The following is a 23,600-nucleotide window of genomic DNA, read 5'->3' as shown; positions in this document are numbered from 1 at the left end:
AAAAGCCTCCAAAGCAACGAAAATGGCCGCCCTCAATCCTCACAACAAGCCTCCCGCAATATTGCGCAACGGGCCCAACAAGGGGAGAAGGAAAAAACTCCCCTCACCGCCTCACCCGTGATTTCAGCCACCGGTCGAACGCCACCGCCAGGATCAGGATGAGCCCGATGACGATGCTTTGCGTGTAGGAAGAGACGTTGTTGAACTGCAGCCCGTTCTGCAGCACGCCGATCAGCGCCGCGCCCACCACCGTGCCACCGACCGAGCCGATGCCGCCGAACAGCGAGGTGCCGCCGATGACGACGGCGGAGATCACCGTCAGCTCGTAGCCGATGCCGGCGACCGCTTCGGAAGAATTCAGCCTCGCCGACAGCACGAAGGCGGCGAGCCCGGCGAAGAAGCCGACGATGACATAGACAGAGACCAGGATGCGGTCGACGCGCAGGCCCGACAGTCGTGCCGCTTCGGCATTGCCGCCGACGGCATAGACGGCACGGCCATAGCGGGTGTAGCGCAGCACGATGTGGCACAGGATGGCGGCGACGGCGAAGATCAGCGCCGGCACCGGCACCGGGCCGATCAGGCCGGTGCCGAACCAGCGCATCGAGGCGTCGAAGCCGGAGATCGGACCGCCATTGGAAATGGTCAGCGTCAGCCCGCGGAACACCGTCAGCCCGCCCAGCGTGACGACGAAGGGCGGCACTTTCAGCCTTGTGATCGCGACCCCCTGCACGCCGCCAGCGAGCGCACCGACCACGACGGCGGCCAGCAGCGCCGCGAACCAGCCATAGCCCTGCGTGCCTGACGTCGACAGCGACAGCGTGTTGGCGGTGCCGCCCTTGGCCACCACGGCCGCCACCATGCCGCAGAAGGCGAGCAGCGAGCCGACCGACAGATCGATGCCGGCGGTGAGGATGACGAAGGTCATGCCCAGCGCGATCAACCCGGTGATCGATATCTGCCTGGTGATGTTGAACAGGTTGATCGGGTCCATGAAGCTCGGCTTCAGCACGGTGAAGACGACGACCAGCGCCGCCAGGAACAGCAGCGGCCCGAAGCTCATCAAAAGCCGGGCGATCGTCACGCCGCCACGCTGGTTCTGTTCCTCGGCGATGCTCATCGTGCCTGCCCTTCCGCATCCTGTGCCGGCGCGTCCTGTCGCGGCGTATCCTGCCTGTCGAGCGCCATCAATTCCATCAGCTTTTCCTCGTTTGCCTCGACGCCCGGCATCTGCCCGGTGATGCGCCCCTTGCGCATGGTGACGATGCGGTCCGACACGGCCAGCACTTCGGGCAGTTCGGACGAGATCATCATCACCGCGATGCCGCGCGCCGCCAGTTGCACCAGGATCTGGTGCACTTCCGCCTTGGCGCCGACATCGACGCCGCGCGTCGGCTCGTCGACGATCAGCACTTTCGGGTCGCGCGCCAGCCAGCGCGCCAGGATCACCTTCTGCTGGTTGCCGCCCGACAGGCCTTCGATCGCCTGTTCGGCCGACGCCATGCGAATCGACAGCATCTTCCTGAACCCCGACAGCGCGTCGCGCTCGCGCCGCTCGGCCATGAAGCCGAAGCCGTTGCTGAAACGCCCAAGCGAGGCGACCGAGAAGTTCGGCAGGATACCAAGCGCGGCAAAGATCGCCTGGTGCTTGCGGTCCTCCGGCACCAGGCCGATGCCGAGCGCGATGGCGTCGGCCGGCGAAGCAGGCGCGATTTCCCTGCCGTCGAGCGTGATCGTTCCCGCAGCTATCCGGTCGGCGCCGAAAATGGCGCGTGCCAGCTCGGTGCGGCCTGAGCCGACGAGGCCGGCAACGCCGAGGATCTCGCCGGCCTTGAGGTCTATGTCGACGCCGTCGAGCACGATGGCATGCGGCGCCTCGGGGTCGCGCACGGTGCGCAAGCCGCGCACGGAAAGCACGACATCGCCGGCCACCGCGCGTTGCGCCGGCCGCGCGTAAAGCTCGGAGGCGGCGCGGCCGACCATCTTCTCGATGATGGCGGGCAGCTTGATCGGCCCGCCCTGACGGTCGAGATGCCCCGCCAGCCTGCCGTCGCGCAGCACGGTCATGCGATCGCAGATGGCGGATGCCTCTTCCAGCCGGTGGGTGACGAACATGATCGCGACATGGTCCTTGCGCAGCCGGTCCATGATCGACAGCAGGCGCTGCACCTCTGTCTCGGTCAGCGCCGAAGTCGGCTCGTCCATGATGATCAGGCGGCTTTTCAAAGACAATGCACGGGCGATCTCGACCAGCTGCTGTTCGGCCACTGACAGCGCCGACACCGGCGTCATCGGGTCGATGGAGAGACCGACGCGGGCAATGATGGCGCGGGAATCCTGCTCCATCTTGCGCCAGCTCACCAGTCCGAGCGGGCCGGTCGGCGCGCGGCCAATGAAAATGTTCTCCGCCACCGTCAGCGTCGGGATCAGGCTGAGCTCCTGGTAGATGGTGACGATGCCGTGCCGCTTGGCATCCTGCGGGCTCGCCGGCTGGTAGTCGGCGCCGTCGAAGGTGATGCGGCCGCCGGAAGGCGGCATGACACCGGACAGGATTTTCAAGAGCGTCGATTTTCCCGCGCCGTTCTCCCCAAGCAGGCCGAGGATTTCGCCACGGCGGACATCGAGCGAGACATCGCTCAGCGCGGTGACGCCGGCGAAATGCTTGGTGACGCCCTCGACGGCAAGCAGGACCGGGGATGCGGCCTCAACTAAAGGCAAAGACTTCTCCTTGTTGTCACCCCTAGATTAGCCAGGTTGCGCTTGAACGCCCCCCTCTGTCCCGCCGGACAGTCCGGCAGGACAGAGGGGGGCGCTGTCCCGCCGGCTTATCAATCGAAGCTGACTGCCCTACTTCGTCTCGTTCAGCCTCTCCGCCTTGTCGAGATTGTCCTTGCCGATGACGATGGGCGTCAGCAGCACCAGCTTCTCCTTCGGCTCAGTCTTGTCCTTGGCGTAGGCGACCGCGATCTGCACGGCGGTGCGCGACTGCTTGCCGGGGAACTGTTCGACCGTGCCGGCGAGCTTGCCGTCGCGGACGGCGACCAGCGCTTCCGGCAGCGCATCGAAGCCGTAGATCTTGACGTCGCTGAAGTTGCGCGCGGCACACGCTTCGAGCGCGCCCAGCGCCATATCGTCATTGGCGCAGATGATGGCGTCCGGCTTGCCGTTGGCGGCAAGGCCGGCTTCCGTCACCGTCAGCGCCTCGGCGCGGGCGAAGTTGGCGGTTTGCTCATAGATGATCTGGTACTTGTCCTTCAGCGGATCGAGCACATTGTGCACGCCCTTGTTGCGGTCGATCGCGGGACCCGCGCCCGGCTGGCCCTGCAGGTGGAACAGCTTGGCGCCATTGGGGAATGCCGCAACCACGGCCTGGGCTTCCGCCTCGCCGCCCTTGACGTTGTCGGCGCCGACATGGGCAAGGATGCCCTGGACACCGTCGACGCGGCGGTCGATCGTCACCACGGGAACCCCGGCCTTGACCGCTTCCTCGATGGCTGGCGCCAGCGCGTTGACGTCGAGCGGCGAGATGACGATCGCGTTGACCTTCTGCACCAGGGCCGCCTCGATGTCGGCGGTCTGCTTGGTGGCCGAGTTCTGGCCGTCGCTCTCGGTCAGGTTGACGCCTTGCGCCTGCGCTTCGGCCTTGATCTCGTTCAGCATGTGCACGAAGAACGGAAAGCCGAGACTGGGCACCGAGCCGAGAATGGTCAGTTTGTCCGCGGCGAAAGCCGAGCGTGCGGCCAGCATCATGGCGCCCGCGGCCACGGACGTCATCAGGAATTCGCGTCTGTTCATGGGTTCCTCCTCCACAGAAGCGCACGTCCCTAAAAACCGGGACCGGTTTCAGGAAGGATCACGCGCCGGTTAAAGTGTTGGAGCATCCTCCTTGCGCCAAGAACGCATGCCGCTCCAGCTGACCGCCTAAATTCCTCCGATCGGCGTCAACAAGAGGATGCTAACCCAGGGTCAACCGTTTGTGCAACATCGATATAACAGAGCCGGACAGCGACTTGTCGGAATTGTCGGAAACTTTGGACTCTTCGGTCCGAAGGCCTTCTACGTCAGGAACGCCAAGGAGCGGCTCCAGAGCTGCGCGGCCGCCGTTGCATCGTAGTCGGGCAGTGCCGGGTCGGAAAAATAATGTCCCGCGTTTGGATAGCGGAAAACCTGCACATCCGCTTTCGCTGCCTCCGCGCTTTCCTGCCAGGCGCTGACGTCGGGCTCAGGGAACAGTGGATCGGTGTCCGCGACATGCAGTTGGATCGGCAAGCCGGGTCGTGTGTTGGCAGGCACGGTCGCCAACCCATGCAACAGCAGAACACCCGCTGCCAGCGGCCGCGACGCCCAGAATTCTGCCACCACGCCGGCGCCCATCGAGATGCCCGCCAGCACCGCATCGCCCGGCGTCGAGGCCAGAGCCTCTCGCGCCTTCAGGCATATGGCATCCCAACCGATCCGCGCCTTGATCGCGAACCCTTCGTCGAGATCGTCCGTCGCCGCACCCTGATAAAGGTCTGGCAGTGCGACCGCATGGCCGCAGGCGCGAAGGCGTTCCGCAAGATGACGCTCGATCGGGCGAAGGCCAAGAACCGAGTGAAACAGGATCATGTTCGCCATGCGCCGGCCCATAGTCACGTAGATCCAGTCATTTTACCTGCCGGGGCTTGCAGCCTCAAGGCACACCGCATCGGCTTCCATTTTCCCGGTACGGCACTACCTTTGGGGCGGCCAAGCCGACGAAATGGAGACAGCATATGAAGCCGCGCATCATCTGCCATATGCTTGCCTCGCTCGATGGCAGCCTTCATCCGAGCCGCTATACCGAAAGCCCCGACGGCAGCCGGGCGGAGTGGTCGGGCCTCTATGAGCAGATCCACAACGACCTCGAAGGTGATGCCTGGATCGTCGGCCGCGTCACCATGGCCGAGATGAGCAAGGCCGCCGCGCATCCGCCCGCGCATGTGGGCAAGGTCGAGCGGCCGCATCATTTCGCGCGGCGCGAAGCGGGCAGCTTTGCCGTGGCGCTCGATGCCTCGGGCAAGCTGCACTTCGCCAAACCCGACATCGGCGGCGACCATGTCGTGGTGCTGCTCGGGCATGATGTCGAGGACAGCCATCTGGCCGAGCTCGCCGGCGACGGCGTGTCATATATCGTGTCGCGAACGCCCGGCATCGATCTCGCCGCCATGCTGGACGTGCTTGCCCGTGAGCTCGGCATTCGCCGCCTGCTGCTCGAAGGCGGCGCCGGCATCAACGGCTCCTTCCTGGCGGCGGGGCTGGTCGATGAGCTCAGCCTACTGATTGCCCCCGCGCTCGACGCGCGGGCGGCAAACCAGGGCTTTGTCGAGTTCGGTGAAAGCGGCCTTGCCGGCAAGATGCGGTTGTCGCTCACGGATTGCAAAGCCCTCGCGCATGGGCTCGTCCATTTGCGCTACGCCGTCACCCCTGGCTAAGGCCGCCTCTTACGCGCGTCAGTGTCGCATGGCGTCGAGATCGGCGATCAGCGTCGGCCCGGTCGGACGCCAGCCGAGTCGTGCCTGGGCCAGCGCGCTGGAGGCCGGCAGGTCCATGGGGGCGAACATCGCCATCCAGCCGAAATGCTCCGCCGCCTTTTCAGGCGCGATCGAAACGGCCGGCAGGTTCAGCCCCCGGCCAAGCGCCTCGGCGATCGCGCGGACCTCGACGCCTTCCTCGCCGACCGCGTGATAACGCGCGCCCGGCTGCCGCTTTTCCACTGCAAGACGGTAGAGGCGCGCCGCGTCGAGGAGATGGCCCGCCGCAAAGCGATTGCGGCCTTCACCGACATAGGCCGAGACGCCTTTCTGGCGCGCGATTTCGATGAGCGGCGAGATCAGCCCCTGCTTGACCGTGTTATGGACCTGCGGCAGCCGCATCACCGACACGTTGATGCCCGCCTCCAGCAGAGCATTCCCGGCGAGTTCGGAGGCGACGCGCGGATTGGGATGGCTGGGGTTGAAGACGTCCTCGACCGCCAACTGGCCATGGCCGGGGGCGCCCATTCCGGTGCCCGACGTGATCACCAGCGGCCGGTCGGAGCCGGCGAGTGCCTGGCCGAGTGCCGCGATGACGCGCCTGTCCTTTTCGCAATTCTCGGCGAACCTCGAAAAATCATGGTCGAAGGCCGTGTGGATCACCGCTTCCGCCTTCGCCGCGCCGTCGCGCAGGCCCTCGGGATCCTCGAGGGTTCCGCGATACACCTCCACGCCCGCGGCGGCCAACGCCTCGGCGCCGGCATCCGAACGAGTGACGCCGATTACCTGATGGCCGGCCTGAAGAAGTTCGGGGACAATCGCCGAACCGATGAAGCCGGTGGCGCCGGTAAGAAAGATACGCATGCAAAATCTCCCGCACAGTTGCCCGCGCAGTATCGCTGGTCTATTATTCCATTAAAGTAGTGACCTTATCATGGTATAATGACTAACAGGATGCCCAACAATTCCGCCGGTTCGCTCGCAGCTTTTCTGAAGGACCGGCGCACCCGGCTGGACCCCTCGTCGTTCGGCTTCTCGGGGCGCAGGCGCACGCCGGGACTGCGCAGGGAAGAGGTCGCCCAGCGCGCCAACATCAGCCCGACCTGGTACACATGGCTTGAACAGGGCCGCGGCGGCGCGCCTTCGGCGGACGTGCTGAACCGGATCGCCAAGGGACTGCTGCTGACCGAGGCCGAGCGCGAACATCTTTTCATGCTGGGGCTGGGCCGTCCGCCCGAGGTCCGCTACATCGGCGCCGACGGCGTCAGCCCCAGGCTGCAGCGCCTTATCGACACGCTCGAGGCAAGCCCGGCCTTGATCAAGACGGCGACCTGGGATGTCGTCGCCTGGAACCGCGCCGCGCAAATCGTGATGACCGACTACAGCACCTTGCCCCCGGGTCAGCGCAACATCCTGCGTTTCATGTTCCTGAGCCCCACTATCCGCGCCAAGCAGCACGATTGGGAGAACCTCGCCCGCTTCGTGGTCGGCGCGTTCCGGGCCGACGCGGCACGCGCCGGCGCGGTGTCCGAAGTCGCCCAGCTCGTGGACGAGCTTTGCAGCGCCAGTCCCGAGTTTGCCGCCCTGTGGCGGGAAAACGACGTGCTCAGCCATGGCGACGGGACAAAGCGCCTGAAGCATCCCGAGCTCGGCGACATCGAGCTCGAATATTCGGCCTTCGCGGTCGACGGCCGGCCGGATCTGAGCCTGACCGTCTACAACCCGGTGGACGGCAAGGTCGCCGACCGAATTCGCGCGCTGGCCCGGCGCCGCGAACTGCAGGAGGCGGACCCATCGTAATGATGCAGGATTAGCAGGCGCGAGATCGGCAACGACCCGCGCGAATTTTGATTGCTCGGGCAACGCATTTTGCGTAGCCGGCCCGCCACCAGCCGGGCGGCGGGCCGGCGCGGCTACTCGATGATCTTGACGATCTTGCGGGTGCCCGGATCCACGACCACCGTCCGGTTGTCAATCACGGTGTAGCGATATTTGACGTTGGGAACTTCGTGGAGTTCAACGGTATCTGGCAAGGCCGTGCCGACATTGAGTTCCACGCCGGGAACCTTGACCGAAGCCAGCGGCTGCTTCTTCACATATTCCTTGATCACAGTTTCCTGCTCGGGCTGGATGACGACGTCCTCGGCGGCGGCCGCGCCGACACCTGCGAGCAACAGAACCGCGGCTACGGCGGCAAGATTCTTTTTCATCAGTTCCTCCATATGAAATCCACGCAGCTACAACATTGTCACCGCGCTGCCGATCGAACTTCAGGCGGGATTGAATGTTCCAGGATTGGGCTTCGGTCCGGCCTGCCCCAGACTTAGGTCCCATCTCAAAACGCAATGGTCCTGCCGGAGCCGCCGCCGGGAACGACCATCCTTTCACGCTCGTTGTTCGCTGCAAGGTCACCGGCAGGTAGCCGGCGAAAGTCGGACTGCGACCGCGCGTGTTTTTCGAATTGGCGCAGCTAACGTCCCTTCCTGCGCCAATAGGGTTCGCCCGCTGCTTCCATGCGGTGGGCGAACCCTGAATTCCCCGGTTTCGGGCCGAGATGTGAGGAGATCCTGATGTTCAGCGACAAGGAAGCCCGACTTATGGAGGCGGCGCTGTTGATGGCGGTCCCGTTATCGGCCCTGATCGCCGTCCTGCTCGTCAGCTTTACCGTGAGCTGGTAGCGGCCCTTGTCGTTTTTCACTGGCAATCGTGGCGCCGAGTTGAGGCGATGGGACAGCGGATGCGTCCATACAATCCCTGTCTAACGGATCTCGGCGTGCTTTCCGTCACCCCGCGGATCGGGCTTAACCGTTGCCGAGGAATCAACGCTCGCCGCTGCCCGCGGAAATCGCGGTCCGTTCATGATGCTTCAGGAGAGGCAGCCCGGCCTGCCTTGGCGGAGGGCTCGGTACGTTGCAAGCAGGCCGGGCCATGCTCCGGCTGCCACCATTGGTGGGGGCTCGGCCGGTGCGCAGGCAGGTTGTGCCTTTATCGTTCGACCCGCAACTCGGACTGAAGTCCGAAGTATCAGGCGCATTGGTCCCACACGTTGAACCTAGTCCGCTGGTGCTCGTTGCCCATTGCAGGTGCGTGATTTGGAGGAGAGATAATGCAGCTTGGTGAGATCATCGCCAATACCTTGGCCATCCTCTTGCTGGTTTGTTTTCTCGCCAGCACGTTCTTCCTTTTCGGAAAGCCATTGTGGCCGGAGCAGCATGCCCGCATGGTCATCATCCCGGCGGTCGACAGGATGACGACAGCCTCGACTGCGCCCAATGGCACACCTGTCCTGCCGGACACTTTCGACACCAGCCTTGCCCATCCAAGGCCGTCCTGAAGGCCGTCAAGGGCGCGCGCGGCAGCGAATGCAGCTGCGCGCGAACAGCCGGAACCAAAACGACCGGCAACGGTTTCCCACCTGAAGGGACCGTAACCACGGAAACAGCAGTAATGGAACTTCTGACCTTGGAACTGGCCAGGGCAAGGCAGCGACTTAACCGAGCGGAACTCGCCCTCGAACGTGCAAACGCGATGCTGGACGAGGACTGTGGCGTTGGTATCAATCTGAGGCTTTGTGACAGGATACGATCGGCGCAACAACGCGTCGGCGAGGCGAAGGCTCGTCTTGTGAAGCTCGATCCCGCCAGCGCAGATTCAGTTCACAGCGGTTGAAGGTGCCTGGCCTGATCCTCATTCAGGCAATCGCCAGCTCAGCCTCGATCCAAACTCTACCGGCAACCCGGCCCCCAGGATTTGGGAAGGCTCAAGTCTTGCGCCGCGAACCGGTCGAGCGTTGGCCGCTGAGGTGCGGACGCCAGCCATGCACCCGGTCCCGCCCCGCGGCTTGGCGCCGTAGAGCGCCTCGTCGGCGCGGCTCAGAAGATCGGCGATCTCGATGGCGGCGGCGGCCTCGAAGGTGCTGACACCGATGCTGACGGTGACGATGCCTTTTTCGCTGCCGGCATGCCCGATAGCGAGGCCGCGCACCTTGCTCCTGAGGTTTTCGGCGATGACGAAGGCCCCATGCGCGTCGGTCTCGGGCAGGATGAGCCCGAACTCCTCGCCGCCATAGGGGGCGGCGGCGTCTGCCGGCCGGCGGGCTGCCGCCTCGATGCAGTGGCTGACGACGCGCACGCACTCGCCTGCCGGATGGCCGTAATGGTCGTTGAACCGCTTGAACAGTCAACGTCGATGATGAGCAGGCTGAGCGGCATTGCGTTGCGGCTGGCGCGGGCGAATTGGCGCGCCAGCGCTTCGTCGAAGGCGCGCCGCGTCAACAGTTCGGTCAGGCCGTCGCGGTGCGCCAGGAGGTTCAGCTTCTCATTGGCGGCCATCAGTTCGGCCTCGACCTGCTTGGCCTCGGCGATGTCGGAAAACATGCTGAGGCTTCCGCCATCGCCGGTCGGCCGGGTGCGCACATCGAGCCAGCGCCCGTCGGCAAGCCGGACCTGACGGTGACTGACAAGTTTCTGCGAGGCCATGATGCCGGCGATCCACTCCTCGAGAGCGTCCGGCGGCGTGACGCCTTCGCCGCGCGCCGCCGAAGCGCGCAAGATGTCGCGGTAGTCGGCACCCGGCACGATATCGGTCCGGGATCACCCCCACCGCATCCCACCGACAAAATCGATGAAAGCCCGCAGCGGCGCTGGCGTCAGGCGGCGGCCGGGATAGTAGAGGAACGGGCCTGAAAATTCCTGCCACCAGGGCTCCAGCACCGGCTCCAGCCGGCCGTCGTCGAAATAGGGGCGCAGCCAGTCCTCGAACAGCGAGACGATGCCGCCGCCGGCGACCGCCACCTCGAGCGCAAGCGCCATTGCCGTACCGGTGCTGACCAGCAGCGGGCCGGTTGGGTCGACGCTCACCACCTCACCGTCGCGTTCGAACTCCCAGGGCGGCGTGAAGCCGCTGGCGAAGCGACCGCGCAGGCAGGCATGATCGAGCAGGTCGCGTGGATGGCCGGGCCGGCCGTGCCGGTCGAGATAGGCCGTAGCGGCGGCGGCGGCGAAGCGCTGCCGGCGCGGGCCGATCGGCACGGCGATCATGTCCTGCTCCAGCCGCTCGCCATAGCGGATGCCGGCGTCGCAACCGCTCGCCAGTATGTCGACGAAACTGTCCTCGGCGGTCACTTCCAGCCGGATGTCGGGATAGGCGGCGAGGAAAGGCGGCAAAAGGCGCGGCAGCACCAGTTTCGCCGCGACGACCGGCACGTTGAGCCGCAGCGTGCCGGTCGGGCGGCCGCGAAAACCGTTGACCACGTCGAGCGCCGCATCGACTTCGCCGAGCGCGGGGCCGAGCCGCTCGAGCAGGCGCGCGCCGGCTTCGGTCGGCGCCACGCTGCGCGTGGTGCGGTTGAGGAGCCGCACGCCGAGCGCGCTCTCCAGCCGCCGCACCGTCTCGCTGAGGCTGGAGGCACTGACGCTGCCAACCCGGGCTGCCTCGCGGAAGCCGCCGGCGCGCGCCACCGCCATGAACGCCTGGAGGTCGCCCAGATCCGCCGCCATTGTTCGCCTTTCCGCACAGGCCGTGCTGATTGCACCATATTATCGTTCAAGTGCGCGTTGTCTATATCTGGCTGACCCAAAGGAGATGACACCATGACCGACATCAGCAAGGCCGGAACTTTCAAACTCGGCGACCGCACCGTGAAGCGCCTCGGCTACGGCGCCATGCAACTGGCCGGACCGGGCGTCTTCGGCCCGCCAAAGGACCGCGACGCCGCGCTCGCCGTGCTGCGCGAGGCCATTGCCAGCGGCGTCGACCACATCGACACCAGCGATTTCTACGGCCCGCACATCACCAACCAGATCATCCGCGAGGCGCTGCACCCCTACCCCGCCAACCTCACCATCGTGACCAAGATCAGTGCCAAGCGCGGGGCGGATGCATCGTGGATACCCGCAATGTCACCGCAGGAGCTGACGCAGGCCGTACACGACAATCTGCGCAATCTCGGGCTGGATGTGCTCGAGGTCGTCAACCTGCGCTCCATGCATGGGATACATGGACCCGCCGAAGGATCGCTCGAGCCGCAGCTCGACACGCTCGCGGAACTGCAGCGCCAGGGCCTTGTGCGCCATATCGGCCTGAGCAATGTCACGCGCAAACAGATCGCGCAGGGGCGCGGCATGGTCGACATCGTCTGCGTGCAGAACCAATACAACATCGCGCATCGTCAGGATGACGCGCTGATCGACGAGCTTGCCGCCGACGGCATCGCCTATGTGCCGTTCTTCCCGCTCGGCGGTTTCACGCCGCTGCAGTCGAGCACGCTTGCCAACGTCGCGCAAAAACTTGGCGCGACACCCATGCAGGTGGCGCTCGCCTGGCTGTTGCAGCGCTCCCCCAACATCCTGCTCATCCCGGGCACCTCGTCGGTCGGGCATCTCAGGGAGAATCTGGCGGCGGCCGAGCTGAAGCTGCCGGTCGATGTGATCCAGGTCTTGAACGGCATCGCGGCCGAGAAGGCAGCCGCCTGAGGCGGTCGCGGCAGAGAGAGCCGACATTCGAGCTTCCGATCTACCCCCTCGTGGGGGGAGGAGTGGTCCGCGAAGCGGACGGGAAGCCAATTGCTTGGCTTTCCGAACGACGAATGCCCGGAGCGATAGCGTAGGGTCGGGTCCGGCAGGACAGAGGGGGGCGCCGTGGAGCGCGGCGGTGCCGAAACCCACCTCGCCCGGCTTGCGAAGCCGGCGCCGCCCGTGCCATCAGTCGGCCTGAGCGACACCGGCATTACGGCCATGACACCAAGGCACACACACCACACCGGCAGGCCGGCGAGCGCTGGCGTCAGCCTGAACCGCGCACTGTCAAAACTCGGCCTGTGTTCGCGCACGCAGGCGCAGGTGCTGATCGCGGCCGGCCGCGTGCGCGTCGGCGGCAAGGTGGTGCGCGATGCCTCGCTGCGCGTCGACATGAGCCGCGACCGCATCGTCGTCGATGGCGATGCTGTCGTTGCCGAGCGCAAGGTCTATCTGATGCTGAACAAGCCGCGCGGAGTGGTCACCACCCGTGACGATCCACAACAGCGCGACACCGTCTATGCCTGTCTCGAAGGGCTCGATTTGCCTTATGTCTCGCCGGTCGGCCGCCTCGACAAGGCGAGCGAAGGCCTGCTGTTGATGACCAACGACACACGCTTCGCCAACCGGCTGATGGATCCGGCCTCGCATCTGCCCAAGACCTATCACGTGCAGGTCGCCACGGTGCCGGATGAAACGACGCTGGACGGGTTGAGCGCCGGCGTCACCGTCGACGGCGAGACGCTGGCGGCAAACTCGATCGAACTTTTGCGCAGCGGCGGCCGCACCGCCTGGCTGGAGATCGTGCTCGACGAAGGCAAGAACCGCCACATCCGCCGCCTGCTTGCTGCTCACGGCATCGAGGTCAAGCGCCTCATCCGTATCGCCATCGGCAGCCTGCCGCTCGGCAACCTCGCCAAGGGCACGGCGCGGCATTTGACGGCGGAGGAACTGGCGTTGCTGGGGGCGTGAGCGTTCCTTTGCGTTGCTGGCCTTTTCGGCGGGTGGCGGCCGGACAATGCCTCAAAAAATCCTCGCCACCACCGATGATTTCCACCCGCCTCCGCTGTCCTGATCATTAGGCGCCGGAATCCTCCGGGCCGGAAAGCGAGGTGATCCATGGGATCGTTGAAAGGTCAAAATGTCGTCGTGGTCGGAGGCAGCCGGGGCGTCGGCCGCTCCATCGTGGAAGCCGCGCTGAGCGAGGGAGCAACCGTGCTCGCCGTCGCCCGGGGCGCGGACGCTTTGAAGGAACTTTCCTGGGAGGCGTCGGGCGTAAGGACGCTGGCGGCGGACGCCACGCGGGAGGCCGCGCCAGAGGCAGTGTTCGCGGCGCTCGAACCGGACGTGCTGGTGATCTGCGCCGGTGCCTTCGCCCCGTCGGCACCGCTTCAGGACCAGAGCTGGGACGAGTTCTCGGCCAATTGGGAAATGGACGTCAAGGCGTCCTTCCTGTTCTGCCGGGCGGCGCTGCGCGGCGGGCTGAAGCCCGGCAGCCGCGTGGTGCTGATCTCCAGCGGCGCTGCATTCAGCGGCGGCCCACCGAATTCCGGTGGCTACTCCGGCGCCAAGCGCATGCAGTTGTTCCTCGCCGCCCATAGCCAGAAGGAAGCCGACCGGCTTGGCCTTGGCCTGCGCTTCATGGCGCTGGCGCCGATGCGCATCATGGCCGGCACCGGCGTCGGCCAGCGCGGCATATCGAGCGTTTCGGCCTATCTCGGCATCAGCCCGGCGGATTTCCTGGCCAGCATGACCGATATGCAGACGCCCGCCGATGTCGCCAGTGCCGTGGTCGCGCTCGCTGCCGGCAAGATGCAGGGCACCGCCTTCACGGTGAGCGGCAGCGGCCTTGCGGCGGTGGCGTGAGGCGCGCAGGATGGCCCGAAATCATGGCGAGCTCGAAATGACAGACGCTCCTGCCGGGCCATCGGGCCGGCCGGTCCTCGACCGGCCCGCTTTCGAGCGCCTGACCATCGCCCACCGCCGCGAACTCAAGCTGCACTGCTACCGCATGATGGGCTCGCTCCACGAGGCCGACGACCTCGTCCAGGACACTTTCCTGAAAGCATGGCGCGGCCGCTCGCAATTCGGCGGCCACGGCTCGCCGCGTGGCTGGCTCTACGCCATTGCCACCAACAGCTGCCTCAACGCGATCAAGGCAAGGTCGTCGACGCGCCGCATTCTCGAAGAGCCGGCACGGCCGCCGACCGAAGGCCGCGCCGCCGCTGGCCCAGCCGCCGAACTGACCTGGCTGGAGCCCTATCCCGACGCCGAGCTGCCGAATCTCGCCGACGGCGAACCGGGCCCCGAAGCGCGTTACGAAACCCGCGAGGCCGTCCGGCTTGCCTTCGTCGCGGCGATCCAGCTTCTGCCGCCCAGGCAGCGCGCCGCGCTCCTGCTTTGCGACGTGCTCGGCTGGTCGGCGCTGGAGGCGGCGCAATTGCTGGGCGGCTCTACGGCGTCGATCAACAGCGCCCTGCAGCGGGCGCGCGCCACACTCGGCGAACGCTTTCCCAAGGGGCGGCCACTGCAGCGCGCGCGGCCGAGCGCCGACGAGGACCTGCTGCTCGAACGATATATCAGGACCTGGGATGCCGCCAATCTCGACGGCTTCATCGAACTCCTGCGCGAGGATGCCACCTACCACATGCCGCCCTGGCACGACTGGTACCAGGGCCGCCAGGCGATCCACGGTTTCTTCGACACCGTGTGGAACAATTTCGCCGGTTACCGCGCGGTGGCGACAAGGGCCAATGGCCAGCCCGCTGTGGCGATCTATGCGCAGCGCCATCAGGATGCCGCGTGGCGCGCGCAATCGCTGCACGTCATCGAGCCGGCCGACGGCCAGATCGCCGCGCTGACGGTCTATGTCCGCCCGCTCGGACCCGATTTGTTCGCAGCCTTCGGCCTGCCGCCGGTCTGGTCCGAGCCGCAAGCGCGGCCATCGCAACCCATCTCCTGACAGAAAGCTGGCAGGAGACCTGGTCTATGGATCGGTCGGGAGCCGGTCGCGGCTTCGAGATCAAGGAGCCAATGCGATGAATTTCGTCTCTGTCCGCATCATCACATCAGATGTCCAGCGCCTCGTGCGCTTCTACGGCGAGATCACCGGCATGCCGGTGACGGTATACACGGAAGACTTCGCCGAACTGGCGACACCGGCCTGCACGCTGGCGATCGGCAGCACGCGCACTTTGATGCTGTTCGGCGGCGACATCGCCCGTCCCGCCGACAACCACACGGCCATCCTCGAATTCCGCGTCGGCGACGTCGATGCCGAATTCGCCCGGCTGTCGGACCTTATCAAGAACACGATCGTGCAGCAGCCCACCACCATGCCCTGGGGCAACCGCTCGCTGCTGTTCCGCGACCCAGACGGCAATCTGGTGAATTTCTTCCAGCCCGTCACCGCCGAGGCAATCAGGAAGTTCGAGAGGTAGAGAGCAGCCCAGCATCCGGAATTAGCCGAGGCTCTCCGCGTTCGTCATACCAGTGCGAAGCAGCCGCGAAGCGGCGTCGCGGAGACCCTGGTATCCATGCCGTGACAGCAATCGGGGGATGCAGCGGAACAGGATCGGCACCGTGGAGACGCCTTGAGTTCGCGGCATGGATCCCTTGGGCTGCGGAGCAGCTCCAGGGGTCTGCGCCGCGTCGCTACGCTCCTTGCTCCGCTCAGGATGACGAAGTGACGGGCGCTTCCGCGCTGAGCAGGCACCGCTGCACCCCTATTTCAGGTTCCATTTGCGCACGACCGGCTCGCCGAGGTCATGCTCGTAGCCGAGCACGCTGATGCTGGCCGTGTCGAGCACGAACAGCGCGCCGCCTTCCGGCGGCAGGCCGAGCCAGCGGGCGGCGAGCACGCGCAGGAAATGCGCGCTGGAAAAGATCAGTATGTCGGCGTTGGCCCTGCGCAGGCGCTCGATGATCCTGTCGGCACGGCCGCCGACATCGGCCGCCATCTCGCCTTGCGGGCAGCCATCGCGAAACACGTTCCAGCCCGGCCGCTCGGCCAGGATTTCTTTCGTCGTGCGCCCTTCATAGGCGCCGTAATCCCACTCCTGCAGGTCGTCCACCTTGACGCTTGTCGCGCCAAAGCCGGCAAGCACGCTGGTGTTGTAGGCGCGTTGCGAAGGGCTTGACCAAACCGCGGAAAACGACAAGCCTTTGAGCCGCTCCGCGACGCCGCGCGCGGCCGCCTCGCCGGCCGGCGTCAGCGGCATGTCGGTGCGCCCGGTATGCTGCCCCGAAAGGCTCCATGCCGTCTCGCCATGCCGGACCAGATGGATCTGCGGAAACGCGTTGCTCATGGGATGCCCTTCGATGTCGGCGGCACCTTAGAGGACGGTTTCGCAAAGGGGAATCCGGCCGGCGAAATTGTGCCATGCCTCTTCTCGATAGATTGGCGCTGAGGGGCGGCGCCGAGGCCGACGGTCGGCCGCTCCCGACGACAAGCACCGATATTGGGCCACATCCCTGGCCCGGATCCCCGCCGCATTGGCTCAATGAATGAGCGCGGGGGCATAACTATCTCTGTTGGATAGTCATCAGGCATCACAGGTCGGATCGTCATGTACAAACATCTGCTCATCGCCACCGACGGCTCGGAACTGGCCGACAAGGGCGTTGCCCATGGCCTCACGCTGGCCAAGGGCATCGGCGCCGCCGTCACCTTCATCACCGTTTCGGAACAATTCCCGATCTTCGCCTGGGGCGGCGCCATGGCCGGCTACGTCGCCGGCGATGAGCTGGCCGTCTACCAGGAAGAAGCGCGCCGCTACGGCAAGGAAGTGCTCGACAAGTGCAAGGCATCGGCCGACGCCGCCGGCGTGTCCGCCAAGCTGGTCCATGTCGAGGACAACCGACCCGCCGAAGCGATCCTGGACCTGTCCAAGGCGCAAGGTTGCGACCTGATCGTCATGGCCTCGCATGGCCGCCGCGGGCTGGGCAGGCTGCTTCTGGGCAGCCAGACGGCGGAAGTGCTGTCCTACACCGAGATCCCGGTGCTCGTGGTGCGGTAGCGGCCGCAACTCGATATCTTCAAAATGGCGCCGTCGGTCAGCGCTGCTTGGCGGGTTCATTCGCCAGGGCATATTCAACCCGTGGCGGATGCCCGAAAAGCTGTTTGTAGGCGCGACTGAAGGCGGCCTCGGACTCGTAGCCGATGCGCAAGCCGATCTCGCCCACGCGCGCGTCTCGCCTGGCCAGCAGGTCCCGGGCCAGGCCTAGGCGCCATTCATTCTGATAGCGCAGCGGCGAGCGCCCGACGAGCGCGGCGAAGCGCTCGCAGAAGCTCGAACGCGACATGCCGGCCTTGTCGGCCAGTTCATTGATGCTCCACCGCTGCAGCGGCCTTTCGTGGATGGCTTTCAGTGATCGGGCGATGCGTGCATCCGAAAGCCCGCCGAGCCAGCCCGTGGCATGTCCTTCATGGACCCAACTGCGCAAGGTGCGGATGACCATGAGGTCGATGATGCGGGAAATCATCAAGGCCGCGCCGGGCTGGGCGTCGCTGGTTTCGATCATCAGGAAGGGCAGCATTCCGTCTATCCATCCTGCCCCCTGGGCACGTCCGATATGGATGGATTGCGGCAAGGCAAAGATCATCCCCCGAAGACTATCCGGATCGAACCAGAAGCGGCAGGTGACGATCGCCACCTGCGCAAGCGACGCCACCAGCCGCGACCCACCGGGACCGCGAGGCAGGAGCACGAGGTCGCCGGCCTCGATGACGACAGGAGCCTGATCCTCGCTCTCCATGTGCAGCGCGCCGGCTGTCACCACGACGATATGGGCTTGCCCTTCGTCGAGATCGAGTTGTTCCGCCTTTGCCAGCGAACGCGAAAAAACCTGGTCCCCGGTAAGCCTGATCTGCGCCAGCACATGCGACAGGAGATCGCCGGTAACGTGGGATGCTCCATCCGGAAGAATGGTCAAATTTTCAGGCGATTCCGTCATGGATGCGGTCAGCCGGTTCCCCTACATTCCTAACGACGATAGCGCATTTCGTGCTGATTATGCGCTGTTTTTGCCTTGGATTAAAGCCATTCCCGCAAGCAAAGCCGCGAGCATGAGCTGTTCCAATCATCCACCTGAGGACATGATCCCAAGTCGATCAAGCGGGTCAACTCGCCGCCCCCGGGGCCATTCCAACCAGCAAGACAGGACGTTCCAATGAGCACTCAAACACTCCAGGCACCCGACGCCGCATCGCAATGGCTGAAGTCATATTATTTCCTGCGGGCAGGCTTTTCGGTGGCCTGGGTAGCGGCCGCCTTTACCCTTGGCAAAAGCGCGCCGCCGGTCGCGGCGGTACTGCTGGTCGCCTACCCCGCATGGGACGCGATCGCCAATAGTCTGGATGCGCAGCGCAGCGGTGGACTGAAGGCCAATTCCAGCCAGGCGCTCAACGCGGCGGCCAGCACGATCACGGCCATCGCGGTCTTCATCGCTCTTGGACAGGGCCCGCACGCGGTCCTGGCGGTGTTCGGGGCGTGGGCCGTTCTCTCCGGCCTGTTCCAGCTTGCGACCGGTGTGCGCCGTTGGCGGGCCGGCGCGCAATGGGCGATGGTGCTGAGCGGTGCGCAGTCGGCGCTTGCCGGCGGCTTCTTCATCAAACAGGCAATCGGCACCGCGACGCCGGACATCACCGATATCGCGCCCTATGCCGCGTTCGGCGCCTTCTATTTTCTCGTCTCGGCGATATGGCTGAGCGTCATGCAGGCACGCAAGCCCACCGCTTGATCCCGTGCTGGGCCTGGCCGAAACACTCGCAAGACCGTTTGCGGCCCGGCCCTTTTTAGCCCCGCAGCACAGCCTCCAGCGCGAGATAGGCACCCAGCACCAGCAAGCCGGCGAAGAACACCGTGCGAAAGGTCCCGACGCTCATCCTCTGGCGCAGCGCTTGGCCGATGAACATGCCGGCCAGCGCCGGTGCCAGGGCCAGGACCGACCCCGCCAGTTGCGCCGTCGGCGATACCAGTGCGCCGGTCGTGAATAGTCCGAAGCCAAGGGCCAAGGTCGATACGGTGAAGGACAGGCCGAGCCCCTGAATGAGGTCCTCTTTCTCCAGCCGCAACGATTGCAGATAAGGCACCGCGGGAATGACGAAGACGCCGGTGGCGCCGGTGACCAGTCCGGTCGCCACACCGACCAGCGGCGATATCCAAGCCTCATGGCGCGGCGGCGTGGTGAAGCCGGCCTTGGCCAGGCCGACCAGTGCATAGAGCACCAGCGCGGCGCCAAGCCCGGCCGAGGCCATCATCGTGTGCGCGCCGGTCAGCAGGCCGGCGCCGGTCACGGTGCCGATGACGACGCCGGCCATCATCATCCACAGGCGTTTGCACAAGCCGCCGAAGGACGGACCGGTGAACAACTGCCAGAGATTGGTGACCAGCGACGGGATCAACAGCAGAGCGGCGGCCTGCGCCGGCGGCATGGTCACCGCCAGCAGGCCCATCGCCATGGTCGGCAACCCCATGCCGACAACGCCCTTGACGAAGCCGGCAGCGAGGAAGACGGCGCCGATGAAGGCTATGGCCCCGCTCAGCATGGATGGACTTTGGGCACGCCGGGTTCCTTCAGTCGTGCAGCAACATGTCCGTCGCCTCGGCTTCCGGTTTTGCCGTTACGGCATCGCGGCTGACGGAAGCCGCTGTCACCGCGCATCCCCGCACGCCAGACTGCATTTGCGCAGTGGCAAGCGAGGCCACCGCGAGCGCCAGCACGATCGCCGCGCATTCAAGAATCCCGAGGCCTTGCCGGCCTGATGTTTTTTCACGCATCACACATCTCCACCGCAAATGATTTGACTGAGATGCACGCCGCCCACAATGTGGAAGTTGCGCTGCCAGCCTTCGGCCAGCACGAAGGCTGAAACGACGCGATACGATTTGCAGGAGCGAAAAAATGCGCTTCGACCTCACCGATCTCCGGCTGTTCCTGCTGGTGGCCGAACGCGGCAGCATCACGCGTGGCGCCGAACTCGCCGGCCTCGCCCTCGCCTCGGCCAGCGCGCGCATCAAGGGCATGGAGGAAAGCCTGGGCGCGCCGCTTCTGGAGCGGCGGCGCCGCGGCGTGGTGCCGACGGCGGCCGGACAGGCGCTGCTCCACCATGCGCGCGCGGTGCAGAACCAGATCGAGGCCATGGCCGGCGACCTCTGCGCTTATGCCACTGGCCTGCGCGCCCGCGTGCGGCTGATGGCCAATACGGCGGCGACCAGTGAACTGCTGCGCGACACACTGCCGGCCTTCCTGGCCGCGCATCCCCGGATCGACGTCGACCTCGACGAACGCCCCAGCCATGAGATCGCCGAGGCGGTGGCGAACGGTGCGGCCGATCTCGGCATCGCCGCCAGCTGGGCCGGCCTTTCGCATCTCGAGCAAAAACCGTTTTTCGTCGACCGGCTCGTGGTGATCATCGCGCGGACCCAGCCCAGCCTCGAAAGCCGTACCGCCGCCCTTGCCGACATTCTCGGTGAAGCCTTCGTCGGCTTGAGCGCCGGCCATCCCTTGCAGGAGCACATAGCCCGCCAGGCCGCCAGGCTCGGCGGCCACCTGCACTTCCGCATCCGCGTGCCAGGCCTCGACAATGTCTGCCGGCTGGTCTCGCAAGGCGCCGGCATCGCCATCGTGCCCGAAAGTGCCGCGCGCCGTGCCGCCCGCACGCTGCGCAGCCTGCGGCTCACCGATGACTGGGCCACGCGCCAGCTCAATCTGTGCGCCCGCAGCTTCGAAGCGCTGACGCCGCAGGCGAAGCTGCTGGCGGCGGCGCTGGTGTGAGGCCAAGCCGCACCGGCCTGGTCATACCACTTCCAACACCTTGCCCGTGTCGTGCTGGCGCACGAAATCGACGCGGGCGCCGTCCCAGTGATAACTGTAGTGGCGGCCCTGGACCGGGACACCGATGACGTCGGGCCAGAAGATGCCGATGCACTCTCCTTCCGCCATGCGCACGCTGTTCCACACCAGCCCATCGCTGCCGGCGGCCCGCAACGCCCGCCCTTCCGCCTGCGACGCGGCGTAGTCGTCCGGGTCGAGCACGCCGGGCACGGCGTTGACGTCGTCGAGGTCGCGGTCGACGCTGCCGATCAGCACGCGGAAATCGGCTGTCCAGCCGGGCGCCTCATTGGTGGCGCGCATGAATTTCTGGTGATGGTGGATGGTTTCGGCCAGCGCCACGTCCTCGCTGTCGCCGGCATAATAGATACCGTAGCTGCCGTCCGAGAAGCGGCCGGGCCGCAAGGTCGAACAATGCACGAAAGGCGCCATGACGAAACTGGCGCCGGGACCCGAAACACGCCTTGCGGCCGGCACCTTGCCGAGATCACCGAGCTCGAGCCGGATGCGCGGATTGGTCTTCTCCTCGACGGCGGCCAGCGCCTCCCAGTCGCGCGGGTCTGCGATGTCCTCGAACAGGTCGATCGGCGGATGGATGGAGCGGATGATGCGATAGGTCTGGGGCCAGTGGACGCGGCGCCGGACCGCAAGTCCACTCACCATGCACCACGCTCCGCGTCGAGCCATTCGCGCATCGCCGCGAGATCGGCGATGTCGCCGCGCATCATCAGGTCGAGCGCGGATTGCCCGCCGAAGGCGGCATTGGGCTTGCGAATCCAGGCATAGCCGCGTGCCGGCTCGGTGAAGAGATAACGCAGCCCCTTATGGATGCCCATCAGATGGGCCATGCGGGTGCGCAGGTCGCGGTCGATCCGGCCGATGCCGCCTTCCTTCCACCGTGCCCAGGTGCGCGCCGAGATGCCGCCAAGCAGGACGCAGGCCTCGAAATCGGTGAGATTCCAGGCCTTGAACAGATTGATCGTGGTCCGCGCCAAGGCGCCCGCCTCTTCATCCGAAATTGCGCTGCCAACCGTGGCCGGTGTGGTGACGATGGACTGAAGCTGCATGTTTAGACCTCGCTAATGGCAGATATATAGCACGTATCTGCCAATTGGCAAGGACTTCGGTTCCTCCCCATGAAATGGGGGAGAGCGACTGTCTGGCGCAGTGCCTTACTCCGCCGCCTCATACCCCGCGATGCCCTTGATCTCGAGGAAATCCTCCAGCCCGTATTCGGCGTATTCGCGGCCTTACCGGACTGCTTGTAGCCCCCGAAGGGCAGGCCGGCATCCCATTGGGGATAGTTGATGTAGACGTTGCCCGAGCGCATGCGCGCGGCCACGTCACGGGCCTTCTGCAGGTCCTTGGCCTGGATGTAGGAGGCAAGGCCATAGACCGTGTCGTTGGCCTGTTCGACTGCCTGTTCGACCGTGTCGTAGGGCAGGATCGCCAGCACCGGCCCAAAAACCTCTTCGCGCGCGATGCGCATGTCGTGGGTGACGTCGGCGAAAACGGTCGGCCTGACATAGTAGCCGCGGTTGAGTTCGGCAGGGCGTCCGGGGCCGCCGGCGACCAGCGTCGCACCCTCGTCGATGCCGCTCTGGATCAGGTCCTGGATCTTGTCGAACTGGACCTGGCTGACGACAGGGCCGAGCTTGGTGTTGGCGCCATCGGCCGGGCCGACGGTGAACTTTTCAGCCGCCACCCTGGCATATCCGGCGGCCTCGTCGTGGCGGTCGCGCGGCACGAACATGCGCGTCGGCGCGTTGCAGGACTGGCCGCTGTTGCTGAAGCAGCCGGCGACGCCCTTGCTGACGGCGGTGGCGAGATCGACATCCGGGAACAGGATGTTGGCCGACTTGCCGCCAAGCTCCTGATGCACGCGCTTGACCGTGTCGGCCGCGGCCTTGGCCACCAATATGCCAGCCCGCGTCGAACCGGTGAACGACATCATGTCGATGTCGGGGTGGCTGGACAGCGCCTGGCCGACGCCGGGGCCATCGCCATTGACGAGGTTGAACACGCCCTTCGGCACGCCGGCCTCGTCGATGATCTCGGCGAAGATGATCGCGTTGAGCGGCGCGATTTCAGACGGCTTCAGCACCATGGTGCAGCCGGCCGCGAGTGCCGGACCGACCTTGCAGGTGATCTGGTTCAGCGGCCAGTTCCAGGGCGTGATCAGGCCGACGACGCCGATCGGCTCCTTGACCACGAGGTGGTTGCCCTTGACGTGGCGGAATTGGAAATTCTTCAGCGTCTCGGTCATCTTGGTCAGATGCGCCAGGCCGATGCCGACCTGGCTGTCGAGCGCCATCTGGCGCGGCGCGCCCATCTCGCGCGACACGGCCAGCGCCAGGTCCTTGCTGCGCTTCTTGTAGACCTCGATGACGCGGCTGAGGACGTCGAGGCGCTCCTCGACCGAGGTGAAGCCATAAGTGTCGAAGGCGCGCTTGGCAGCGGCCACCGCCTTGTCGACATCGGCCTTGGAGCCGAGCGAGATCTGCGCGAAGACATCCTCATTCGACGGATCGACGACGTCGAGCGTGTTAGGCACGACGGGATCGACCCATGCGCCATCGATATAGAACTGCAGATTGTGTGACATGGGTTTCTCCTGGAGTGTGCCGCATAGCCGGGCGGGCCGTCATATCGGGCGCGAAATAACGATGCACAAACGGCGCTGTCAAACGCAACCCCCGAAGTGGTTGAGCCAGCGCGCCACTGGTTGAGCCAGAGGGCTGGACCAGCGATGAGCGGA

General features: G+C 65.6%; 26 protein-coding genes and 2 pseudogenes. 12 read left to right on the top strand and 16 right to left on the bottom strand.

The genetic code is table 11. The features are described 5' to 3' along the window. Positions 1-103 precede the first annotated feature (103 nt). The 4 genes from FJ960_RS28525 to FJ960_RS28510 form a co-directional block, all read right to left on the bottom strand. Positions 104-1,120 (bottom strand): ABC transporter permease, encoded by a 1,017-nt coding sequence (locus FJ960_RS28525; protein ID WP_140718462.1) that lies wholly within the window; start codon positions 1,118-1,120, stop codon positions 104-106. Continuing rightward, on the bottom strand, positions 1,117-2,718 hold the full coding sequence (locus tag FJ960_RS28520; RefSeq protein ID WP_140718461.1) for a sugar ABC transporter ATP-binding protein: 1,602 nt from the start codon (positions 2,716-2,718) through the stop codon (positions 1,117-1,119). The genes FJ960_RS28525 and FJ960_RS28520 overlap by 4 nt, the downstream gene beginning before the upstream one ends. Positions 2,719-2,847: 129 nt before the next feature. Continuing rightward, the gene (locus FJ960_RS28515; RefSeq protein ID WP_140508520.1) at positions 2,848-3,795 is read right to left on the bottom strand and encodes a substrate-binding domain-containing protein; all 948 of its coding nucleotides are present in this window, start codon (positions 3,793-3,795) and stop codon (positions 2,848-2,850) included. A 261-nt stretch (positions 3,796-4,056) separates the two neighbouring features. Next, positions 4,057-4,617 carry a dienelactone hydrolase family protein gene (locus FJ960_RS28510; protein WP_140718460.1) on the bottom strand — a complete coding sequence of 187 codons (561 nt, stop codon included), beginning with the start codon at positions 4,615-4,617 and terminating at the stop codon, positions 4,057-4,059. 137 nt (positions 4,618-4,754) lie between these two features. On the opposite strand from FJ960_RS28510, the gene FJ960_RS28505 reads away from it, so the two are divergent. Further along, positions 4,755-5,453 carry a RibD family protein gene (locus tag FJ960_RS28505; RefSeq protein WP_140718459.1) on the top strand — a complete coding sequence of 233 codons (699 nt, stop codon included), beginning with the start codon at positions 4,755-4,757 and terminating at the stop codon, positions 5,451-5,453. Between the two features lie 18 nt (positions 5,454-5,471). Here the strand turns inward: FJ960_RS28505 and FJ960_RS28500 are convergent, their stop codons facing one another. Then, complete coding sequence (locus tag FJ960_RS28500) at positions 5,472-6,356, bottom strand: SDR family oxidoreductase (protein ID WP_140718458.1); 885 nt, start codon at positions 6,354-6,356, stop codon at positions 5,472-5,474. Between the two features lie 90 nt (positions 6,357-6,446). Here FJ960_RS28500 and FJ960_RS28495 point away from each other — a divergent pair, with 90 nt between their 5' ends. Beyond that, positions 6,447-7,292 (top strand): helix-turn-helix transcriptional regulator, encoded by an 846-nt coding sequence (locus FJ960_RS28495; protein ID WP_140772427.1) that lies wholly within the window; start codon positions 6,447-6,449, stop codon positions 7,290-7,292. 113 nt (positions 7,293-7,405) lie between these two features. Here the strand turns inward: FJ960_RS28495 and FJ960_RS28490 are convergent, their stop codons facing one another. After that, entirely contained in the window at positions 7,406-7,702 is a 297-nt protein-coding gene (locus FJ960_RS28490) for a DUF1236 domain-containing protein (RefSeq protein WP_140508514.1), read from the bottom strand. Positions 7,703-8,598: 896 nt separating this feature from the next. Between FJ960_RS28490 and FJ960_RS28485 the strand changes: the two genes are divergently transcribed. Beyond that, positions 8,599-8,826 carry a polymerase gene (locus tag FJ960_RS28485; protein WP_140508513.1) on the top strand — a complete coding sequence of 76 codons (228 nt, stop codon included), beginning with the start codon at positions 8,599-8,601 and terminating at the stop codon, positions 8,824-8,826. 113 nt (positions 8,827-8,939) lie between these two features. Further along, positions 8,940-9,161 (top strand): hypothetical protein, encoded by a 222-nt coding sequence (locus FJ960_RS28480; protein ID WP_027146292.1) that lies wholly within the window; start codon positions 8,940-8,942, stop codon positions 9,159-9,161. An 18-nt stretch (positions 9,162-9,179) separates the two neighbouring features. Here the strand turns inward: FJ960_RS28480 and FJ960_RS30240 are convergent, their stop codons facing one another. The 3 genes and pseudogenes from FJ960_RS30240 to FJ960_RS28470 form a co-directional block, all read right to left on the bottom strand. Next, positions 9,180-9,623, bottom strand: a complete 444-nt coding sequence (locus FJ960_RS30240; RefSeq protein WP_281406158.1) for a diguanylate cyclase — start codon at positions 9,621-9,623, stop codon at positions 9,180-9,182. A gap of 105 nt (positions 9,624-9,728) precedes the next feature. Beyond that, positions 9,729-10,069 (bottom strand): annotated as a pseudogene (locus FJ960_RS30235) (PAS-domain containing protein); the annotation flags it as partial. Positions 10,070-10,084: 15 nt separating this feature from the next. Continuing rightward, a complete protein-coding gene (locus tag FJ960_RS28470; RefSeq protein ID WP_140718456.1) occupies positions 10,085-10,990 on the bottom strand; it encodes a LysR family transcriptional regulator in 906 nt (301 codons plus the stop codon). Positions 10,991-11,083: 93 nt separating this feature from the next. On the opposite strand from FJ960_RS28470, the gene FJ960_RS28465 reads away from it, so the two are divergent. The 5 genes from FJ960_RS28465 to FJ960_RS28445 all read left to right on the top strand — a co-directional run bounded on the left by FJ960_RS28465 (position 11,084) and on the right by FJ960_RS28445 (position 15,447). Continuing rightward, positions 11,084-11,965 (top strand): aldo/keto reductase family oxidoreductase, encoded by an 882-nt coding sequence (locus FJ960_RS28465; RefSeq protein WP_140718455.1) that lies wholly within the window; start codon positions 11,084-11,086, stop codon positions 11,963-11,965. Between the two features lie 261 nt (positions 11,966-12,226). Continuing rightward, positions 12,227-12,979 (top strand): pseudouridine synthase, encoded by a 753-nt coding sequence (locus FJ960_RS28460; protein WP_140718465.1) that lies wholly within the window; start codon positions 12,227-12,229, stop codon positions 12,977-12,979. A gap of 147 nt (positions 12,980-13,126) precedes the next feature. Continuing rightward, the gene (locus FJ960_RS28455; RefSeq protein ID WP_140718454.1) at positions 13,127-13,873 is read left to right on the top strand and encodes an SDR family oxidoreductase; all 747 of its coding nucleotides are present in this window, start codon (positions 13,127-13,129) and stop codon (positions 13,871-13,873) included. Positions 13,874-13,910: 37 nt separating this feature from the next. Beyond that, positions 13,911-14,969 (top strand): RNA polymerase subunit sigma-70, encoded by a 1,059-nt coding sequence (locus tag FJ960_RS28450; RefSeq protein ID WP_140718453.1) that lies wholly within the window; start codon positions 13,911-13,913, stop codon positions 14,967-14,969. A gap of 76 nt (positions 14,970-15,045) precedes the next feature. Then, a complete protein-coding gene (locus FJ960_RS28445) occupies positions 15,046-15,447 on the top strand; it encodes a VOC family protein (protein WP_140508505.1) in 402 nt (133 codons plus the stop codon). 285 nt (positions 15,448-15,732) lie between these two features. Here FJ960_RS28445 and FJ960_RS28440 read toward each other — a convergent pair whose 3' ends face one another. Next, positions 15,733-16,314: a histidine phosphatase family protein gene (locus tag FJ960_RS28440; RefSeq protein ID WP_140718452.1), complete on the bottom strand. Its 582-nt coding sequence runs from the start codon at positions 16,312-16,314 to the stop codon at positions 15,733-15,735. A 261-nt stretch (positions 16,315-16,575) separates the two neighbouring features. On the opposite strand from FJ960_RS28440, the gene FJ960_RS28435 reads away from it, so the two are divergent. Beyond that, a complete protein-coding gene (locus FJ960_RS28435; protein WP_027146284.1) occupies positions 16,576-17,025 on the top strand; it encodes a universal stress protein in 450 nt (149 codons plus the stop codon). A gap of 37 nt (positions 17,026-17,062) precedes the next feature. On the opposite strand, the gene FJ960_RS28430 is transcribed toward FJ960_RS28435, so the two are convergent. Further along, positions 17,063-17,962 carry an AraC family transcriptional regulator gene (locus tag FJ960_RS28430; RefSeq protein WP_140718451.1) on the bottom strand — a complete coding sequence of 300 codons (900 nt, stop codon included), beginning with the start codon at positions 17,960-17,962 and terminating at the stop codon, positions 17,063-17,065. Between the two features lie 216 nt (positions 17,963-18,178). Between FJ960_RS28430 and FJ960_RS28425 the strand changes: the two genes are divergently transcribed. Then, positions 18,179-18,748, top strand: coding sequence for a DUF308 domain-containing protein (locus FJ960_RS28425; RefSeq protein ID WP_140718450.1), 570 nt, complete (start codon positions 18,179-18,181; stop codon positions 18,746-18,748). Positions 18,749-18,803: 55 nt separating this feature from the next. On the opposite strand, the gene FJ960_RS28420 is transcribed toward FJ960_RS28425, so the two are convergent. Both FJ960_RS28420 and FJ960_RS28415 read right to left on the bottom strand, forming a co-directional pair. After that, entirely contained in the window at positions 18,804-19,556 is a 753-nt protein-coding gene (locus FJ960_RS28420) for a sulfite exporter TauE/SafE family protein (protein ID WP_140718449.1), read from the bottom strand. Positions 19,557-19,584: 28 nt separating this feature from the next. Further along, positions 19,585-19,788 (bottom strand): hypothetical protein, encoded by a 204-nt coding sequence (locus FJ960_RS28415; RefSeq protein WP_140718448.1) that lies wholly within the window; start codon positions 19,786-19,788, stop codon positions 19,585-19,587. 124 nt (positions 19,789-19,912) lie between these two features. Between FJ960_RS28415 and FJ960_RS28410 the strand changes: the two genes are divergently transcribed. Continuing rightward, positions 19,913-20,785, top strand: coding sequence for a LysR substrate-binding domain-containing protein (locus tag FJ960_RS28410; protein WP_140718447.1), 873 nt, complete (start codon positions 19,913-19,915; stop codon positions 20,783-20,785). Positions 20,786-20,806: 21 nt separating this feature from the next. Here FJ960_RS28410 and FJ960_RS28405 read toward each other — a convergent pair whose 3' ends face one another. From FJ960_RS28405 to FJ960_RS28395, 3 genes and pseudogenes are all read right to left on the bottom strand, one after another. Next, complete coding sequence (locus FJ960_RS28405; protein ID WP_140508497.1) at positions 20,807-21,505, bottom strand: RES family NAD+ phosphorylase; 699 nt, start codon at positions 21,503-21,505, stop codon at positions 20,807-20,809. After that, the gene (locus FJ960_RS28400) at positions 21,499-21,909 is read right to left on the bottom strand and encodes an MbcA/ParS/Xre antitoxin family protein (RefSeq protein WP_140508495.1); all 411 of its coding nucleotides are present in this window, start codon (positions 21,907-21,909) and stop codon (positions 21,499-21,501) included. Before FJ960_RS28400 ends, FJ960_RS28405 begins: the two co-directional genes overlap by 7 nt. A gap of 105 nt (positions 21,910-22,014) precedes the next feature. Next, positions 22,015-23,447: pseudogene (locus tag FJ960_RS28395) on the bottom strand (aldehyde dehydrogenase family protein). Between the last annotated feature and the right edge of the window lie 153 nt (positions 23,448-23,600).

Source organism: Mesorhizobium sp. B2-3-11, assembly GCF_006442215.1.
Classification (GTDB): Bacteria; Pseudomonadota; Alphaproteobacteria; order Rhizobiales; family Rhizobiaceae; genus Mesorhizobium; species Mesorhizobium salmacidum.
This window is presented reverse-complemented; position numbering and strand designations above follow the sequence as displayed.

Coding starts and splice junctions, on each gene's coding strand:
- FJ960_RS28525 (WP_140718462.1), bottom strand. CDS start 1,120: ATGAGCATCGCCGAGGAACAGAACCAGCGTGGCGGCGTGACGATCGCC.
- FJ960_RS28515 (WP_140508520.1), bottom strand. CDS start 3,795: ATGAACAGACGCGAATTCCTGATGACGTCCGTGGCCGCGGGCGCCATG.
- FJ960_RS28510 (WP_140718460.1), bottom strand. CDS start 4,617: ATGGCGAACATGATCCTGTTTCACTCGGTTCTTGGCCTTCGCCCGATC.
- FJ960_RS28505 (WP_140718459.1), top strand. CDS start 4,755: ATGAAGCCGCGCATCATCTGCCATATGCTTGCCTCGCTCGATGGCAGC.
- FJ960_RS28500 (WP_140718458.1), bottom strand. CDS start 6,356: ATGCGTATCTTTCTTACCGGCGCCACCGGCTTCATCGGTTCGGCGATT.
- FJ960_RS28495 (WP_140772427.1), top strand. CDS start 6,447: ATGCCCAACAATTCCGCCGGTTCGCTCGCAGCTTTTCTGAAGGACCGG.
- FJ960_RS28490 (WP_140508514.1), bottom strand. CDS start 7,702: ATGAAAAAGAATCTTGCCGCCGTAGCCGCGGTTCTGTTGCTCGCAGGT.
- FJ960_RS28485 (WP_140508513.1), top strand. CDS start 8,599: ATGCAGCTTGGTGAGATCATCGCCAATACCTTGGCCATCCTCTTGCTG.
- FJ960_RS28480 (WP_027146292.1), top strand. CDS start 8,940: ATGGAACTTCTGACCTTGGAACTGGCCAGGGCAAGGCAGCGACTTAAC.
- FJ960_RS28470 (WP_140718456.1), bottom strand. CDS start 10,990: ATGGCGGCGGATCTGGGCGACCTCCAGGCGTTCATGGCGGTGGCGCGC.
- FJ960_RS28465 (WP_140718455.1), top strand. CDS start 11,084: ATGACCGACATCAGCAAGGCCGGAACTTTCAAACTCGGCGACCGCACC.
- FJ960_RS28460 (WP_140718465.1), top strand. CDS start 12,227: ATGACACCAAGGCACACACACCACACCGGCAGGCCGGCGAGCGCTGGC.
- FJ960_RS28455 (WP_140718454.1), top strand. CDS start 13,127: ATGGGATCGTTGAAAGGTCAAAATGTCGTCGTGGTCGGAGGCAGCCGG.
- FJ960_RS28450 (WP_140718453.1), top strand. CDS start 13,911: ATGACAGACGCTCCTGCCGGGCCATCGGGCCGGCCGGTCCTCGACCGG.
- FJ960_RS28445 (WP_140508505.1), top strand. CDS start 15,046: ATGAATTTCGTCTCTGTCCGCATCATCACATCAGATGTCCAGCGCCTC.
- FJ960_RS28440 (WP_140718452.1), bottom strand. CDS start 16,314: ATGAGCAACGCGTTTCCGCAGATCCATCTGGTCCGGCATGGCGAGACG.
- FJ960_RS28435 (WP_027146284.1), top strand. CDS start 16,576: ATGTACAAACATCTGCTCATCGCCACCGACGGCTCGGAACTGGCCGAC.
- FJ960_RS28430 (WP_140718451.1), bottom strand. CDS start 17,962: ATGACGGAATCGCCTGAAAATTTGACCATTCTTCCGGATGGAGCATCC.
- FJ960_RS28425 (WP_140718450.1), top strand. CDS start 18,179: ATGAGCACTCAAACACTCCAGGCACCCGACGCCGCATCGCAATGGCTG.
- FJ960_RS28420 (WP_140718449.1), bottom strand. CDS start 19,556: ATGCTGAGCGGGGCCATAGCCTTCATCGGCGCCGTCTTCCTCGCTGCC.
- FJ960_RS28415 (WP_140718448.1), bottom strand. CDS start 19,788: ATGCGTGAAAAAACATCAGGCCGGCAAGGCCTCGGGATTCTTGAATGC.
- FJ960_RS28410 (WP_140718447.1), top strand. CDS start 19,913: ATGCGCTTCGACCTCACCGATCTCCGGCTGTTCCTGCTGGTGGCCGAA.
- FJ960_RS28405 (WP_140508497.1), bottom strand. CDS start 21,505: ATGGTGAGTGGACTTGCGGTCCGGCGCCGCGTCCACTGGCCCCAGACC.
- FJ960_RS28400 (WP_140508495.1), bottom strand. CDS start 21,909: ATGCAGCTTCAGTCCATCGTCACCACACCGGCCACGGTTGGCAGCGCA.